General features: G+C 68.7%; 12 protein-coding genes. 5 read left to right on the top strand and 7 right to left on the bottom strand.

All coding sequences use genetic code 11. The features are described 5' to 3' along the window. Positions 1-454: 454 nt before the first annotated feature. The 4 genes from B7R21_RS16140 to B7R21_RS16155 all read left to right on the top strand — a co-directional run bounded on the left by B7R21_RS16140 (position 455) and on the right by B7R21_RS16155 (position 5,017). Positions 455-1,987, top strand: a complete 1,533-nt coding sequence (locus B7R21_RS16140; protein ID WP_116284227.1) for an amidohydrolase family protein — start codon at positions 455-457, stop codon at positions 1,985-1,987. Further along, complete coding sequence (locus tag B7R21_RS16145) at positions 1,984-2,673, top strand: VOC family protein (RefSeq protein ID WP_116284228.1); 690 nt, start codon at positions 1,984-1,986, stop codon at positions 2,671-2,673. The genes B7R21_RS16140 and B7R21_RS16145 overlap by 4 nt, the downstream gene beginning before the upstream one ends. A 137-nt stretch (positions 2,674-2,810) precedes the next feature. Then, positions 2,811-3,908 carry a BMP family lipoprotein gene (locus B7R21_RS16150; protein ID WP_116284229.1) on the top strand — a complete coding sequence of 366 codons (1,098 nt, stop codon included), beginning with the start codon at positions 2,811-2,813 and terminating at the stop codon, positions 3,906-3,908. A gap of 167 nt (positions 3,909-4,075) precedes the next feature. Beyond that, complete coding sequence (locus B7R21_RS16155; RefSeq protein ID WP_116284230.1) at positions 4,076-5,017, top strand: nucleoside hydrolase; 942 nt, start codon at positions 4,076-4,078, stop codon at positions 5,015-5,017. Positions 5,018-5,052: 35 nt separating this feature from the next. Here the strand turns inward: B7R21_RS16155 and B7R21_RS16160 are convergent, their stop codons facing one another. The 7 genes from B7R21_RS16160 to B7R21_RS16185 form a co-directional block, all read right to left on the bottom strand. Continuing rightward, entirely contained in the window at positions 5,053-6,588 is a 1,536-nt protein-coding gene (locus tag B7R21_RS16160; protein WP_147305925.1) for a putative Ig domain-containing protein, read from the bottom strand. A 213-nt stretch (positions 6,589-6,801) separates the two neighbouring features. Then, entirely contained in the window at positions 6,802-8,259 is a 1,458-nt protein-coding gene (gene cls / locus B7R21_RS16165) for a cardiolipin synthase (protein ID WP_116284232.1), read from the bottom strand. 80 nt (positions 8,260-8,339) lie between these two features. After that, positions 8,340-8,498 (bottom strand): hypothetical protein, encoded by a 159-nt coding sequence (locus B7R21_RS20235; RefSeq protein WP_172592218.1) that lies wholly within the window; start codon positions 8,496-8,498, stop codon positions 8,340-8,342. 45 nt (positions 8,499-8,543) lie between these two features. Next, the gene (locus B7R21_RS20240; protein ID WP_172592219.1) at positions 8,544-8,717 is read right to left on the bottom strand and encodes a hypothetical protein; all 174 of its coding nucleotides are present in this window, start codon (positions 8,715-8,717) and stop codon (positions 8,544-8,546) included. Continuing rightward, positions 8,718-10,337 (bottom strand): lysine--tRNA ligase, encoded by a 1,620-nt coding sequence (lysS, locus tag B7R21_RS16170; RefSeq protein ID WP_116284233.1) that lies wholly within the window; start codon positions 10,335-10,337, stop codon positions 8,718-8,720. 150 nt (positions 10,338-10,487) lie between these two features. Then, positions 10,488-11,366, bottom strand: a complete 879-nt coding sequence (gene panC, locus B7R21_RS16175; protein ID WP_253259857.1) for a pantoate--beta-alanine ligase — start codon at positions 11,364-11,366, stop codon at positions 10,488-10,490. A 283-nt stretch (positions 11,367-11,649) separates the two neighbouring features. Beyond that, positions 11,650-12,378: a Rossmann-like and DUF2520 domain-containing protein gene (locus B7R21_RS16185; RefSeq protein WP_116284235.1), complete on the bottom strand. Its 729-nt coding sequence runs from the start codon at positions 12,376-12,378 to the stop codon at positions 11,650-11,652. A 162-nt stretch (positions 12,379-12,540) separates the two neighbouring features. Between B7R21_RS16185 and B7R21_RS16190 the strand changes: the two genes are divergently transcribed. Continuing rightward, a complete protein-coding gene (locus B7R21_RS16190) occupies positions 12,541-15,504 on the top strand; it encodes an alpha-mannosidase (RefSeq protein ID WP_116284236.1) in 2,964 nt (987 codons plus the stop codon). Positions 15,505-15,506 lie beyond the last annotated feature (2 nt).

Genomic DNA, 15,506 nt, shown 5'->3' on the forward strand with positions numbered 1-15,506 from the left:
CGCCGTCTTCCGAAACAGACTTGTAGTGGCCACGAAACGTGAGCGTCACACAGGCGCGCTAGTTTTGCCGGTATGACGACCGATTCGGCAACCCGAGGCTTTCTGCCCTGGTTCTGCCTGCGCCGTCGGAGCGGAGCGCACAACGTCTCCGTCTTCTCGCTCGGCAGATAGCCGCCCCGCACCGCGGGAGAGGTCTGCCCGCTGATCGTCTGCGGCGGCCCCGCTCTGCCGGTTCTCTCTCGCCTCGGTGCTCCGGTGCTCCGGTAGCCCGCCGCGGACCGGCCCGGCAAATCATCCGGTGCACTCTGGCCGCCGGCCACTGGATGAGCGACGGCCGCTCTCTCGGGCGACCTCGCCCCGTCATCCTCTGACGCCATCACCCGGCTCCACCCCACCCGTATTCGTCGACCCCTCATCCGGGTCGCTCAACCGCGCTGGAAAGCGCAGGGAACACATGAAGACCCTCTGGCGGAATGCCCTGCTGATGACCATGGACGACGCACGCTCGAGCGCCGTCTTCCGCGGCGACCTGCTCGTCGATGGCGACACGATCGTGGCGGTCGGCCCTGCCGGGGAGGTCGACCCCTCCGACTCATCCGGAGCACCCGACTGCGTCATCGTCGACGCCACCGGCCTCCTCATCACGCCCGGCCTCATCAACGCGCACATGCACTCCTGGGAGTCGCTGCTCCGCGGAACGAGCGAGCGCCTCCCCCTCGAACTGTGGACCCTCGAGACCTACCCGATCACCGCGGCCCACCCCATGCCGCCCCGGCTCGTGTACCTGCGCACCCTGGTCGCAGCCATGGACTCCCTCCGCGGCGGAACCACCGCCGTGCTCGACGATGTCGGCGAACTGCCGTGGCAGACCGAGGAGTCCCTTGCTGCGGTCTTCGATGCCTACGACGACATCGGCATCCGGGCGACCTGCACCGGCGGCGTCGCCGATGTCGCCTACGCCGATCGGCTGCCCTTCGCGGCCGATCTCCTGCCTGCTGAGGGCATCGCCGCCTCCCGCACGGAGATGCCCCCGAGCGCCGGGATCGTCGACGCGTTCGTCGACTTCAGCGAGCGCGCCTTCGCCACCCAGCACGGCCGGTCGGGCGGCCGCCTGTCGTACGCTGTCGCCCCGAGCGCTCCGCAGCGGAGCACCGACGAACTGCTCCTCGCCGCCGACGATCTCTCCCGTCGCCACGACTCCGTACTGCACCTGCACCTGCTCGAGACACGGCTGCAGGCCGTGATGGGCCGCGAGCGCTACGGAACGACGATCGTCGAACACCTCGACACCCTCGGGCTGCTCACCGACCGCACGGCGCTCGCCCACGCGATCTGGCTGGGCGGCGAGGACATCCGGATGCTCGGAGAGTCGTCGGCCACGATCATCCACAATCCCGTCTCGAACCTGAAGCTCGGTTCCGGCGTGTTCGCCTGGCGGGCCCTCCACGATGCCGGGGCCAGCGTCGCACTCGGCACCGACGGCACTGCGAGCAACGATTCGCTCCGGATGCTCGACACCATCAAGACCGCGGCGCTGTTGCACACCGTGACGAGCCCCGACTTCACCACCTGGCCGTCGACCGACGAGGTGCTCAGGGCGGCCACCCGGGGAGGCGCCGAGGCTCTGCACCAGACGCGGCAGATCGGATCCCTCGAGCCCGGCAAGCGAGCGGACTTCGTGGTGTTCGACCTCACCCTCACGACGAACTTCACCCCACTGAACGACGCAGCCCGCCAACTGGTGTTCAGCGAGAACGGCACCTCCATCAGCGAGGTCTGGGTGAACGGCGAGCTCATCGTGAAGAACGGCCGGCTCACGCCCATCGACGAGCGCGCCGTGCTGGGCGAATTCCGCGAGCTGGCAGACGAGTACCTGGCCGGCCACCGGCAGACCGTGGCCGAGAACCGCGCCTACGCTCCGGCGATCACCCGCGTCTACGACCGCGTGCAGCAGGGCGCCTGGCCCGAAACGGAGGGACCCCGGTGAGAATCGACGACATCTGCCTGGTGGTGGCCGACATCGACCGCGCCGACGCGTTCTATTCGGGCGTGGTCGGGCTCGAGCCGCGGATGCGCAATGTGCGGTTCGCCGACTTCCGCCTCGGCGACGGGGCGCGACTGGCCCTGTGGGAGCAGTGGAGCATCGCCGAGACGGTGGGGGCTGCGTACCCTGCGGGAGCCGGGATGCCATTCACCGTCACCCTCGAGCTGCCGGCTGAGGCGGGCGAGACGTTCCGCGACCCTGACGGGTTCACGATCATCCGCAGACTCCCGACAACCGGGGAGAACCGGCTGGCGGCCGTCTCCCTGACCGTGACCGACCTGGCGCGCACGGCCGCGTTCCTCGGGGCGCTCGGATTCGGCGTGGCCGGCTCCGGGCCCGACTCGATGGTGTTCGACGCGGGTGCGCTCGAGCTCACCATCGTGCAAAGTGGTGCGCCAGCGTCGGCTGCCGCGCCCGCTCTCCGAAGCCCCGCCGGCGGCCACGTCATGCTCGCCATCGAACTCGAGACCGGACCCGAGGTGGATGCTCTCGCTGCGGAGCTCGTCGCTCTCGGGCTCGTGGCGTCCGGGCCACCGCAGGTCTTCGAGTGGGGCGCCCGCTCGACCTACTTCGTCGACCACGACGGCTACATCTGGGAGATCTACGCCTGGGTGGAGACGCCGAGATGAGGGGATCAGGGCCGCCGCCCGCACCACCACCCGTGCCCTTCTCGCCCGCAGGGTCCCGATCCGCACCACACCCACAAGCCGCACCACCCGCACCCGCACCATTCACACCCGCACCCCACCCCACCAGGAGGAACCACATGAACACCACTGCCCGCCGCCTCTCGACCGGCGCCGCCGCGCTGGCCGCTGTCTCGCTGCTGCTCGCCGGCTGCGCATCCGCACCCGCCTCGTCTGGAACCACTGCCGCCGCCGGGAGCGCGGCGCCGAGCGTCACCGCCGGATTCCTGCCCTGCATCGTCTCCGACTCGGGCGGATTCGACGACAAGTCGTTCAACGCGCTCGGTCTCCAGGGAGTCACCGACGCCGCGGCAGCGCTCGGCGTGAAGTACGTGAAGGTGCAGTCGGAGGGCGAGAGCGACTACCAGCCCAACATGGACAGCCTCGTCGCCCAGGGCTGCACGACCATCGTGGCCACCGGCTACCTTCTCGCCGACGCGACCAAAGCCACAGCCACGGCGAACCCGAACGTGAACTTCCTGATGATCGACGACACCTCGATCACCCTGCCGAACGTCAAGTCGATCGTGTTCGACACCTCGCAGTCGGGCTACCTCGTCGGCTACGCGTCGGCAAGCTACTCGAAGTCGGGCATCGTCGCGACCTACGGCGGGGCCCAGATCCCGCCCGTCACGCTCTACATGGACGGCTTCGCGCTCGGCGTGGCAAAGTACAACGCCGACAAGAGCAAGTCGGTCAAGCTTCTCGGCTGGGACTTCGCCACGCAGCAGGGCGCCTTCACCGGCAACTTCACCGACATCAACGCGGCGAAGGTGCTCAGCCAGGGCTTCATCGAGCAGGGCGCCGACTTGATCCTCCCCGTCGGCGGGCCGATCTACCAGGGCACGGTCGCCGCGATCCGAGACTCGGGCAAGGGTGAGGCGCTGCTCGGCGTCGACACCGACATGGCGGTCTCCGACCCCACCGACGCCGACCTCTTCCTCACCTCGATCGCCCGGGACATGCCGCTCTCGATCTCCTCGGTGATCGAGAAGGATGCATCCGGAACCTTCGACAACACCGCCTTCGTCGGCACCCTCGCAAACAAGGGCGTGGCGATCTCGCCGTTCCACGACTTCGAGAGCAAGGTCGACCCGGCCCTGCAGGGCGAGATCGACGCGCTCCAGGCCTCGATCATCGACGGCAGCATCACGATCGACAGCCCCTCGGCTCCGTAGCCGGCCGGGCCCGGGCCTTCGGGCTCCACCCAGACCGGGGGTGGTCGCGGCTTCGCGGCCGCCCCCGGTCTGGGCCCGCCCGATCTCCCGGAGGCGCGCACATCGAAACCTGCGCACCCCACCCCGATCCCGATCGCCACCCATCCCGATCCCGTGGAAGGACACCCATGCAGCGCCCCACGATCATCATCACCGACCCCGGCCAGGAGCAGGCGGCAGCGCTCATGGCCATCCTTGCCGCGCCCGAGGAGTTCGACGTTCTCGCCATCGTCGGCAGCGCCGGCAACACCACGCTCGACCGCACCGTGCGGAACATCCTGCAGGTGGTCGAGCTGACGGGGCGGACGGGGATCCGGGTGCACCGTGGTTGCCCGCGACCCCTCGTGCGCGAACTCGTCACGGCCGCTCATGTGCACGGCGAGACGGGGATGGACGGCTACACCCTCCCCGAGCCCCGCCAGACGGCGGACGACGAGCCGGGGGTGCAGGCGATCATCCGGCATCTCCGAGCCGCCGCGCCCCATTCTGTGAGCGTGCTCCAGCTCAGCAGCATGACCACCCTGGCCGTGGCGCTCGTCGAGGCGCCCGACATCGCGGCGAGCATCCGCGAGATCGTCATGATGGCGGGTGCGTACTTCGAGGTCGGCAACATCACGCCGACCGCCGAGTTCAACATCTACGTCGACCCGCATGCGGCCGACATCGTGCTGCGGAGCGGCATTCCGATCGTGATGCTGCCGCTCGACGTGACGCACCAGCTTCAGAACACCCGCGAGCGCCTCGACCGGTTCTCAGCGCTCGGCAACCACTGCGGACGGGTGGTGGATGCCCTCCTCACCTTCTCGGAAGAGTTCGACCTGGCGAAGTACGGCACCGACGGCGCTCCCCTGCACGGCCCCGTCGTACCGCTCTACTGCCTCTACCCGGAGCTCTTCGGCGGGCGGCAGATCAACGCCCGCGTCGAGATCTCGAGCGAGTTGACGATGGGGATGCTCGCGGCGGACTGGTGGCAGATCACCGACCTGCCCCGCAACATCTTCTACGCCCGCACCGTGGATGCCCCCGCCTTCTACACCGAGCTCCTCGCCCTCATCGCCCGCCTCCCCTGACGCACGGATCGCACCCTCGCCCGACGAACCCGGGCTCACCGCACCCTGAACCGTCGGAGAACGAGCGCACCTGCGCCGCAGAGGAACAGGGACAACCCGGCGAGGCCAACAGGGAGGAGTCCGATCGCCGGGTGGCCGGTCTCGGCGAGCGTCCCCGCGGAGGGGCGAGTGAGGGTCGAGACCAGCGAGGGCGCTTGCGCGAACCGGGCCGACGCCCCGGGGACAGCTGTGACGCCGCGGCTCACGAGTGCAGCTGCGACGGGCGTGGAATAGTCGGCTGCAGCAGACGCCGACACTGCGGCACCTCCCGGGGAAGCGAGAGCGCCCGTGGCGTCACCACCGTCGGCGGACTCTCCCGGCACGGGCACCGGGACGGGCACCGGCACCGGCGTTTCACCCCTGTCGATCACCTGGCCGATCACGAGCGGAACGTAGACCGTGAAACGTGAATCGGGCGATTTCGTCGAGAGAGCGGTCAGGCTGAGGGTGAAGGTGCCCGCCGAGAGGGGTGTTCCCCGGATAAGGCCGGTCGCGGCATCCACGACCAGCCCCTTCGGCAGGCCCGTCACGACGAAGCTCGCCTTCGGCACATTCGACGTGAGCTGGAAGACGTACGGTGTGCCCACGACACCCGCCGTCGGCGCCGGTGAGGTGATGACGGGCACGACGACGGGAACGGCGTTCACCACGAGCGTCTGGTAGACGACGAAGGAGGTGTCGCCGGCGTGCTCCCCTACTGCCTCGAGTCGGACGATGAACGAGCCCGCAGCGGTCGGGGTTCCCGAGATGAGACCGCTCCGTGGGTCGGCCCGGAGCCCCGCCGGCAGTCCCGTGACGGAATAGGTGACAGGAGACACGTTCGACGTGAGCTGGAAGGAGTAGGGCGAACCGACTGTGGCGGGGCCGAACGGAGGGGAGGTGATGGCCGCGGGAGTGACCGTCGGCTCATCGATCACGAGGGCGTCGTAGCGGACGAGGCTGGAGTCGGCGCCCGCGGATCCGAATGCTTCCAGCCTCACCGAGAAGGTACCCGCCACGGTGGGCCTGCCGGTGATCCGTGCGGTCGACGACTCGTAACGGAGACCGGCGGGCAGGCCGGTCACCGAGAACGTGGCCGGCGTCACGTTCGCGGTGAGCTGGTAGGCGTAGTCGACTCCCACCGTGCCCGCCGGGAGGGCCGGAGACGTCACGACGGGAACGGGCACGAGCTCGGCCTCCGGCGCCTCCGCCACGGCCTCCGGGACCTCTGCCACTCTCGGGGCCTCTGCAGCTTCCGGGACACCCGCCGCGGCAGGCAGCGGCGCTGAGACATCCGCCGCGGCAGGCAGCGACACCGGGACATCCACCACCGCGGCGGACAGCGGGTCCGGCACAGCCACGACGACCTCGGGAGCATCCGCCACCACCGGCACCTCCTGCGGCGCCACAGCGACGTCGGGAAGAGGCGACGGCGCAGACTCGACACCTTCATCAGCCGTGGCGGCGAGCCCGCCGGCACCCAAGAGCAGCACGAGCATTCCTCCACCGACCACCGCGCGAAGACCTGGTCGGGTTTTCGAGAGAACGGGCATGGATGCTCCTGACCTGAGTGATTAAACCTCACTTTAGCCTGAAGCACTCCAGCGCTCAAGCCCGAAAGCCACTTCCCCGCCCTTTCCCCGCCGGCCGATCGACTGGGGAGTTCCGGTCGGTGTGCGCGCCGCGAACCGACTGAAACTCCCCAGTCGATGCGGGGCGAGCCGCGCTGAAGCGGAGCGGCCGTTCAGGCCGCACCGAGCGCTCACCTATTGAAGCCCGGAGGTGAGGCGCGCGAGGTTGTCGAGCACGGTGGAGCGAAGCGGCTGACGCTCCCACTCGGCGAGGGTGAGTTCGCGACTGGATGCCCGGTAACCGTCTTCGATCGCTCTCATCTGCTGCACGAATGCCGTGCCGCGCACCATCATCGACACCTCCATGTTCAGCTGGAACGAACGGATGTCCATGTTGCTCGATCCCATCACCGCCACGTCGTCGTCGATGGTGAAGTGCTTGGCGTGCAGGATGTACGGGGCCTTGTACATCCAGATCTGCACCCCCGCGCGGAGCAGCGCCTCATAGTACGAGCGCTGCGCGTGGTAGACGAGGGCCTGGTCGCCGATCTCCGAGACGAACAGCTGCACTTCGACCCCGCGCTGCGACGCGGTCGTGATCGCGTAGAGCATCGAGTCGTCGGGCACGAAGTAGGGCGACGTGATGATGATCTTCTTCTGCGCATAGTAGAGCAGGGCGAGGAAGAGGCGCAGGTTGTTCTCGCCGTCGAACCCGGGGCCGCTCGGCACGATCTGGCAGTCGAGAGCATCATCGGATTCGAAGACGACGCCCGGCGTGATGGCCTCGGTCTCCCGCACGAGCAGTTCGTTCGTCTCGCTGTACCAGTCCGTGATGAAGATCGCGTTGATTCCGTTCACCACAGGACCCTGCACGCGAGTCATCAGGTCCTGCCACTGCAGGCCGCGGCGGCGGTTGACGCGCTTGTTGTAGCTCCGGTCGATGAGGTTCTGCGAGCCCATGTAGCCCACCCGGCCATCCACAACCAGCACCTTGCGATGGTTTCGGAGGTCGGGGCGCTGCCATTTGCCACGAAGCGGCTGCACGGGGAGCATGAAATGCCAGGTCACGCCGATCTGCCGGAGCTTGCGGAACGTCTTGCGGTGCCCGGGCGAGCGGAAGGACGCCACGTGGTCGAGCAGCACCCGCACGATCACACCGCGCTTCACCGCGTTCTCGAGGGCGAGGAAGAAATCCGCCGTCACCGAGTCGTACGACATGATGTAGAACTCGCAGTGCACGAACTTCTTGGCCTGGTTGATGTCGGCGGTCATTTCGGCGATCGACTGGGAGTAGTCCCCGATCAGACGGGCTTTGTTGCCGCCCACGAGCGGCATGGCGCCGAGGTTGCGGTTGAGCTCGACCACCGACCGGAGCCACGCGGGCCACGGATGATCGTTCGAGACCTGCTCGATGCCCTCCGTCGTCTCGATGATGAAGTCGTTGATGGCCTGCTGCTTCTCCCGCCGCTTCTTCGGCAGCTTATAGCTTCCGATCAGAAGGAAGACGACCAGTCCGAGGTAGGGGATCAGGAAGATCGCGAGCAGCCACGCCATCGCGGAACTCGGGCGCCGATTGCGGGGCACCACGATGATGGCTGTGACTCGAACCCCGAAATCGAAGAGGAAGAGAACGACGATGACGATCTCCGTCATCTGGACTCCACTGATGGGGGGCTCCCTTCGCCTGCCGAACTGCCAGCTCTTACCGTATCGGTTCGAGGATGGTGGACAGGCTACAGGCCGCGCTTCGCCCGCTCTTCGGCCTCGATGCGGGCGAGCACCTTCCGTTCGCTCTTGTCGGAGCGGATGATCGCACGCATCACGAACCAGAACAGCAGGCCGATGGCCAAGGTCGGCAGGAGGGCGCCGAGGGCCGCGATCACATCATTCATTGTGCTCCAAGGATACGCGGCGAACCTGTCAGCTGCCCCGGGCGCCTATTTGGTGACGAACTGCACGAATCCGACGATGAGGAAGGTGAGTCCGACGCCCGCGACGACAACGCGCGACGCGATCAGGCGCTTGCGCTTCTGGGCCTCGGTGGGGCCGTCGTCGTGTTCGGGGTCGGGCTGCCCCGCGACATCCGGAGCCTTCTCGCCGAAGTCGGCCATCTACTTCACCAGCGGGAACAGGATCGTCTCGCGGATACCGAGCCCGGTCAGCGCCATCAGCAGGCGGTCGACGCCCATTCCGAGGCCTCCGGAGGGGGGCATCCCGAATTCGAGCGCGCGGAGGAAGTCCTCATCCAACCGCATCGCTTCGTCGTCGCCGGCCGCGCCGAGACGGGCCTGCTCGATGAAACGTTCGCGCTGGATGACAGGGTCGACCAGCTCGGAATACGCCGTGGCGAGCTCGAAGCCGCGGATGTAGAGGTCCCACTTCTCGACGACGCCCGGGATGCTGCGGTGCGCGCGGGTGAGCGGGCTGGTCTCGAGCGGGAAGTCCATGACGAAGGTGGGGCGCACGAGCGATCCCTTCACGAAGTGCTCCCACAGCTCCTCGACGTACTTGCCGTGGTTCGGCAGGTGGATCTCGATGCCCTCGCGGTCGGCGAGCGCCTTCAGGTCGTCGGTGGTGGTGACAGGGGTGATCCGGATCGGGTTTGCCCCGCCATCCGCTGCCGTCAGGGCCTCGCTCAGCGACTCGTACATGCTGATGCGGTCCCAGTCGCCGCCGAGGTCGTACTCGGTGCCGTCGGCCCAGGTCACGGTCGTGCTGCCGGCGACCGCGATCGCGGCGTTCTGGATGAGCGTCTGCGTCAGCTCGGCCATGGTGTGGTAGTCGCCGTAGGCCTCATAGGCCTCCAGCATCGCGAACTCGGGGCTGTGCGTGGAGTCGGCGCCTTCGTTCCGGAAGTTGCGGTTGATCTCGAAGACCCTGTCGATGCCGCCGACGACGGCGCGCTTCAGGAACAGTTCCGGCGCGATGCGGAGGAACAGCTCGGTGTCGAACGCGTTGCTGTGCGTGGAGAAGGGGCGGGCGGCGGCCCCCCCGTGCATCGTCTGGAGCATCGGGGTCTCGACCTCGATGAAGGCGCGATCGGCGAAGGTCTTGCGCATGCTGGCGACAGCCGCGGCGCGGGTGCGCACCATCTTGCGTGCGTCGTCGCGCACGATGAGGTCGAGGTATCGGCTGCGCATCCGCGTCTCCTCGTTCAGCTCGCTGTGCAGGTTCGGCAGCGGCAGCAGCGACTTCGACGCGATCGCCCACTCGGAGACCATGATGCTCAGCTCGCCGCGGCGGCTGGAGATGACCTCGCCGCTCACGAAGAGGTGGTCGCCGAGGTCGACGAACTCCTTGAACGAGGCCAGCGACTCATCGCCGACGGCCCCGAGCGACACCATGGCCTGGATGCGCGTGCCGTCGCCGGACTGCAGGCTCACGAAGCACAGCTTGCCGGTGTTGCGGAGGTGCACGATACGGCCGGCGAGGCCGACGGTGACGCCCGTGGTCTCGTCGGCGGCCAGCTCGCCGTACTCGGCGCGCACGGCGGGGATCGTCGTGGTGACCGCGACGCCGACGGGGTACGGGTCGAGGCCGGTTTCGAGCATCCGCTCACGCTTCGCCATCCGGATGACCTGCTGCTCGTTCGCGGCGGCGTCCGCTGCGGCGGCCTCGGCGTCCTGTTCCTCGGCGGCCTTCAGCGCGGCGAGGTCGATGGCGTCGGCGCCGCTGTCGGTCCCGCTGTCGGCGGCGGGCTCGGGCTGGGCGTGCTTGGGGTGTTCAGTCATGACGGCGCGTGCTCCTCGAAAGTCGCCCCCAGTTTACGCGCCCGCCCGGAACTCGGTTCCGCGCCGTTTGTCGCTTCGGCGCCTGCGCGCGCACTCGCGGAAGCGACATTCTGCGGCAGAACCGCCGGCGACGGGGGGGCGGGGGGGCGGTCAGCCGAGGTAGACGGTCTCGTTGTCGATGAGGCGGGTGGCGCCGACGCGGGCCGCGACCAGCACGATGGCCTTGCCGTGGTAGCCGTCGTCGACGGGCAGGAACGTCGTCGGGTTCACCACGCTGAGGTACTCGAGGTCGACGAGAGGTTCGCCCATGCCCGCCGCCTGCGCCGCCGCGATCACGGAGTCGATGCCGCCGTCGGCCGCGGAGTCGGCAGCCTCGAGCGTGCGGGACAGCACCCGCGCCGCGAGACGCTCACGCTCGTCGAGAAAACGGTTGCGGCTGGAGAGGGCCAGTCCGTCATCCTCCCGCACGGTCTCGACGACCTCGACCTTCACCGGGATGTTCAGATCATGCACCATGCGGCTTACGACGAACACCTGCTGGGCATCCTTCTGCCCGAACAGCACGACGTCGGGCTGCACGATGTTCAGCAGCTTCGACACCACGACGAGCACGCCGTCGAAGTGCCCGGCGCGGCTGCGGCCCTCGAGCAGGTTGCCGACGTTGCCCGCCGTCACCTTGGTCTGTGTCCGTCCGTCGGGGTACATCTCGCCGGGGGTCGGCGCGAACACGATCGCCTCTGCACCGGCAGCGTCGCCGTCGAGGGTGCGGATGTCGGAGTCGAGGTCACGCGGATACCGGTCGAGATCCTCCGCCTCGCTGAACTGCAGGGGGTTCACGAAGACCGAGACGACGACAACGTCGGCGATCTCCCGGGCGCGACGGACGAGCGCGAGATGCCCGTTGTGCAGAGCGCCCATCGTGGGCACGAGGGCGACGGTCGGTTCGGCGACGCCGCGGCCCCGGGCATCCGTCTTGCGGGCGGCGACCTGGACGCGCACCTCAGCGATCGTGACAGCGAGTGTCGGCACTGGGTCTCCTTTGCTGCGCGGACGTGGTTCTCCGCGTGGCCAGCCGGACTCCGGATGCTCGTGCATCCGCCGCGCCGGGGCAGTCGTTCGACCGCCGGCCGTGAAGCGGTGCCGGGTGACCGCGTTCCCACGCTGCCCGGCTGCCGCCCCCAGAATGTTACTCGCGTTCCGGGTCACGCTGCGCCCCGCGGGGGGGGGGGGGGGGGGGGGGGGGGGGGGGGCGGGGGGGGGCATCGGCGAGGCGGAGCCGTCGGCGGCTGCGTCGGCAGCAGGCGCGGCTACGTCAGGAGCCGAGCGGCAGGCCGAGCGAGTCCTCGGGACCGACGGCACGCTCCAGGGCGTTCTCGACGCTCGAACGCACCAGCGGAGCGAGGAAGCGGCCGGGCGAGCCGAAACCGATTCCGCCGAGGATGCCCGTGGCCTGGTCGACGATGGAGCTCGAGAACGTGGTGGCCGTCTCGATCGCGTCGGCATAGGCCGCCCTGTCGCGCTCCGCGACGATGACCGGCTCGCCGCCCATCTCCACCACGAGCGCCTGGCCGATCGGCAACACGGGGGCCGGCCCGGTGACGGCGAAGTACGCTCCGGCAAGGCGGGCGATGTCGATGCTCGATCCGGTGAAACTCATCGCGGGATGGATCGCGAGCGGGATCGCCCCTGCGGCGATCGCCGGCGCGAGAACACCGATCCCGAACGGCGCCGCGGTATGGATGACCAGCTGCCCCGCCTGCCATGCACCGGCGGTCGCGAGCCCCTCCACGAGCGCGCCCAGCTCGGCGGAGGGCACGGCCAGCATCACCAGTTCGCTCCGCTCGATCAGCTGCGGGATCTCGAGGATCGGCGCCCCGGGCAACATGGCCTCCGCCCGGTCGCGACTCGCGTCGGAGACCGCAGACACGCCCACGATCGCATGCCCGGCACCCGCGAGCGCGGCCCCGAGCACCGGCCCCACCCGGCCTGCGCCGATGATGCCGATGCCGAGTCGTCCGGAACGTTGTTGCGGTGAGGCCATGCGCTCCAGTGTCGCACCAACCGCACCCCGCATCCCGCACGCCGCATCCCTCACCCCGTGCGATCCGCGAGACCCGCAGGCACCCACCCGCGCTAAACTGGCACCCCGCGAACCGCACCGCAGCGACCGCCCGCGGCCACCTGTGAGGGAGAGCGACCGCGCATGGCGAACCTCGTGACCTGGCTCTTCGGAATCGCCGCCACAGAACCCGGCGACTACCTCAAGCTGCGACGGATCCGGCGCCGCATCTACACCGTCGTCGCGCCGCTCGAGGCGGAGATCATCCGCTCGCCCGAACCGATCCCGTTCGGCGACCTCGACCCGGACGCCTTCACCGCAGCCCGCCCGGGAACGTCGTGGGGCCAGACCCACGACTGTGCCTGGATCCGCCTCACGGGAACCATTCCCGAGAAGCTGCGAGGCGATCCGCGAACCGTCGTGATGCTCGGCATCCGCGGCGAGGCCCTCGTGCACGACGCGGGTGGGCAGGTGATCGATTCGGTGAGCACCGTGTTCCTGCAGGGCGACCTGCCGCACGCGGGCGCCCAGTACCGGCCGCTGCACCACGTCGAGCCCGGCGCGAACGGGGCCGTCGAACTGTTCGCCGACGTGAGTTACAACGGCCTGCTGCTCTACGCGGTGGGCAGGGGTGTCTATCACGGCGCCCATGTCGCGACCCGGAGCGACGAAGCCTTCGACCTCTACTACGACTACCTGACCCTGCTGGTTCTGGCCCACGCCACCGAAGACGAGGCGCTCGAAGCGGGCATCCGGGAAGCCCTCCACACCTCGTACGACCGGTTCGCCGCCGGCGACCTGCGCGGCGCCCGGATCGCCCTCGCCCCCTCCCTCGACGCGCGCTCCGAGAGCGACTTCGTCTACAGCGCGATCGGCCACGGCCACCTCGACATGGCGTGGCTCTGGCCGCTCCGGGAGACGCACCGGAAGGCCGCACGCACCTATATCCGTGCCCTCAACACCATCGAGGAGCACGACGGCTACCTCTACGGCACCAGCCAACCGCAGCAGTTGCTCTGGATAAAGGAGGAACAGCCCGCGCTCTACGACCGGGTGAAGCAGGCCGTCGAAGCCAGGCGGATCGAGCTCCAGGGCTCGTTCTGGGTCGAGACCGACACGAACCTCGCGGGCGGCGAGGCGCTCATCCGCCAGTCCCTCGTCGGTCGCCGGTTCCTGAAGACGGAGTTCGGCCTCGGCGACGACGACCTGCGACTCTGCTGGCTGCCCGACACGTTCGGCTACAGCGGCAACCTGCCTCAGATCATCTCGAAGAGCGGGATGGACTGGTTCCAGACCATCAAACTCGCCTGGAACAAGGTGACCGTCTTCCCCCATCGCAGTTTCGTCTGGAAGGGCATCGACGGGTCGAGCGTGCTCGTGCACATGCCCCCGGAGGGCGACTACAACAGCCGGGGCGCCGCCGACGGCCTCCTCACCGGGCTGAAGCAGTACCCCGAGCGCGCCATCAACACCGCCCTGCTCGTGTTCGGCTCGGGCGACGGCGGCGGCGGACCCAACGAGGTGCACCTCGAAGTCACCGGGCGGGAGCACGACCTCCGCGGGCTGCCGCGGGTCGAGTACCGTTCGGCGGGTGACTTCTTCCGGGGGCTCGAACAGAAGGTGGATGACCTCCCGCACACCCACACCGGCGAGCTCTACCTCGAGACCCACCAGGGCACGTACACGACCCAGGCCCTCATCAAGAAGCACGACCGCCTCGCCGGGCGCAAGCTCCACGAGGCTGAGGCGCTGGCCGCGATGGTGGGCGACGACAGCACCGTCGTGCTCGAGCCGCACTGGCGCGCGCTGCTGCTGAACAACTTCCACGACATCCTGCCCGGCTCGTCGATCGAGCGCGTCAATCGTGAGGCCGTGGAGGCCTACGAGCGCATCGAGGCGGCCGCCGACGCATACAGCGCCGAGCTGATCGCGCGCCTGCCGGGTGCTCAGGATGTCGCGACCCCCGACTCCGCGATCAACCTCACCTCGTTTCCGCGCCGTGAGTTCGTCAAGGTCGACAGGCTCTGGTACCAGGCCGACACTGCACCCTACGCGGCTGCGCCTCTCGTGCCTCTCGACGCGAGCGCGTCACCCTTCCCCGAGCTCCACCACACCGCCGACTCGATGGCCAACGGCATCCTCACCCTGCGCTTCGCCGCCGACGGCTCGATCGACTCCTGCCTCGACGCCCACGGCAGAGAGCACTCCGCCGGCGGTCTCAACCGCCTGACACTTCACCGCGACCCCTACCAATGGCCGTTCGACGCCTGGGACATCGGCCAGAAGTACACCGAGCGAACGCCCCGGACGCTCCGCCCGTCGAGCGTCGACACCACGATCGACGGCCCCCGGATCATCCGGAGCCAGACCTACACCTTCAAGCGCGGCAGCATCGAGCAGCGCATCGTGCTCGAGTCCGGCAGCGAACTGGTGCGCTTCGAGACCCGGGTCGACTGGCACGAGACGCACCGGATGCTCCGCGCCGACTTCTGGCCGGCGCACTACGGCGACGTGGCGAAGTGCGAGATCCAGTTCGGGCACATCGAACGCGCGACCACCGAGCTCGACGCCCCGTCGACGGCCCAGTTCGAGGTGTGCGCTCACAAGTGGCTGGCGACATCCGATGCCGACGGCGGCTTCGCGCTGCTGAACGACGGCAAATACGGGCACCGGGCCAAAGCCGGGCTGATCAGCCTGAACCTGCTGCGCTCGCCCACGTTCCCCGACAAGACGGCCGACCGCGGGTTGCACACCTTCACGTATGCGTTCCGCCCGTTCGCTCCGGATGCGCTCACCGAGGTGATCCGCGACGGATACCGGCTCAACAACCCGCTGCTGATCGCCCCGGGCGCCGCGTTCGACAGCGTGGCATCGGTCGATCATCCGGGAATCGTCATCGAGACGATCAAGCCGGCGGAGGAGGGCCGCGGCGTGATCGTGCGCCTCTACGAGAGCCTGGGCGAACCGACGACGGCTGCGCTCCGAACAACACTCGAGCATTCGCGAGCGAGCGAGACCGATCTGATCGAGCGCACCACCGGCGATGCCGATCTCGACAGGCTCGAGTTCACACCGTTCGAGATCAAGACGATCCTCCTGGAGGGCTGAGA

The sequence above is a fragment of the Subtercola boreus genome, assembly GCF_003399625.1.
Taxonomy (GTDB): Bacteria; Actinomycetota; Actinomycetes; order Actinomycetales; family Microbacteriaceae; genus Subtercola; species Subtercola boreus_C.

Bases quoted from the DNA above. Each gene is read 5' to 3' on its own strand.
- cls (WP_116284232.1), bottom strand. From the start codon at position 8,259: ATGACGGAGATCGTCATCGTCGTTCTCTTCCTCTTCGATTTCGGGGTT.
- B7R21_RS20235 (WP_172592218.1), bottom strand. From the start codon at position 8,498: ATGAATGATGTGATCGCGGCCCTCGGCGCCCTCCTGCCGACCTTGGCC.
- B7R21_RS16155 (WP_116284230.1), top strand. From the start codon at position 4,076: ATGCAGCGCCCCACGATCATCATCACCGACCCCGGCCAGGAGCAGGCG.
- lysS (WP_116284233.1), bottom strand. From the start codon at position 10,337: ATGACTGAACACCCCAAGCACGCCCAGCCCGAGCCCGCCGCCGACAGC.
- B7R21_RS16185 (WP_116284235.1), bottom strand. From the start codon at position 12,378: ATGGCCTCACCGCAACAACGTTCCGGACGACTCGGCATCGGCATCATC.
- B7R21_RS20240 (WP_172592219.1), bottom strand. From the start codon at position 8,717: ATGGCCGACTTCGGCGAGAAGGCTCCGGATGTCGCGGGGCAGCCCGAC.
- B7R21_RS16190 (WP_116284236.1), top strand. From the start codon at position 12,541: ATGGCGAACCTCGTGACCTGGCTCTTCGGAATCGCCGCCACAGAACCC.
- B7R21_RS16140 (WP_116284227.1), top strand. From the start codon at position 455: ATGAAGACCCTCTGGCGGAATGCCCTGCTGATGACCATGGACGACGCA.
- B7R21_RS16150 (WP_116284229.1), top strand. From the start codon at position 2,811: ATGAACACCACTGCCCGCCGCCTCTCGACCGGCGCCGCCGCGCTGGCC.
- B7R21_RS16160 (WP_147305925.1), bottom strand. From the start codon at position 6,588: ATGCCCGTTCTCTCGAAAACCCGACCAGGTCTTCGCGCGGTGGTCGGT.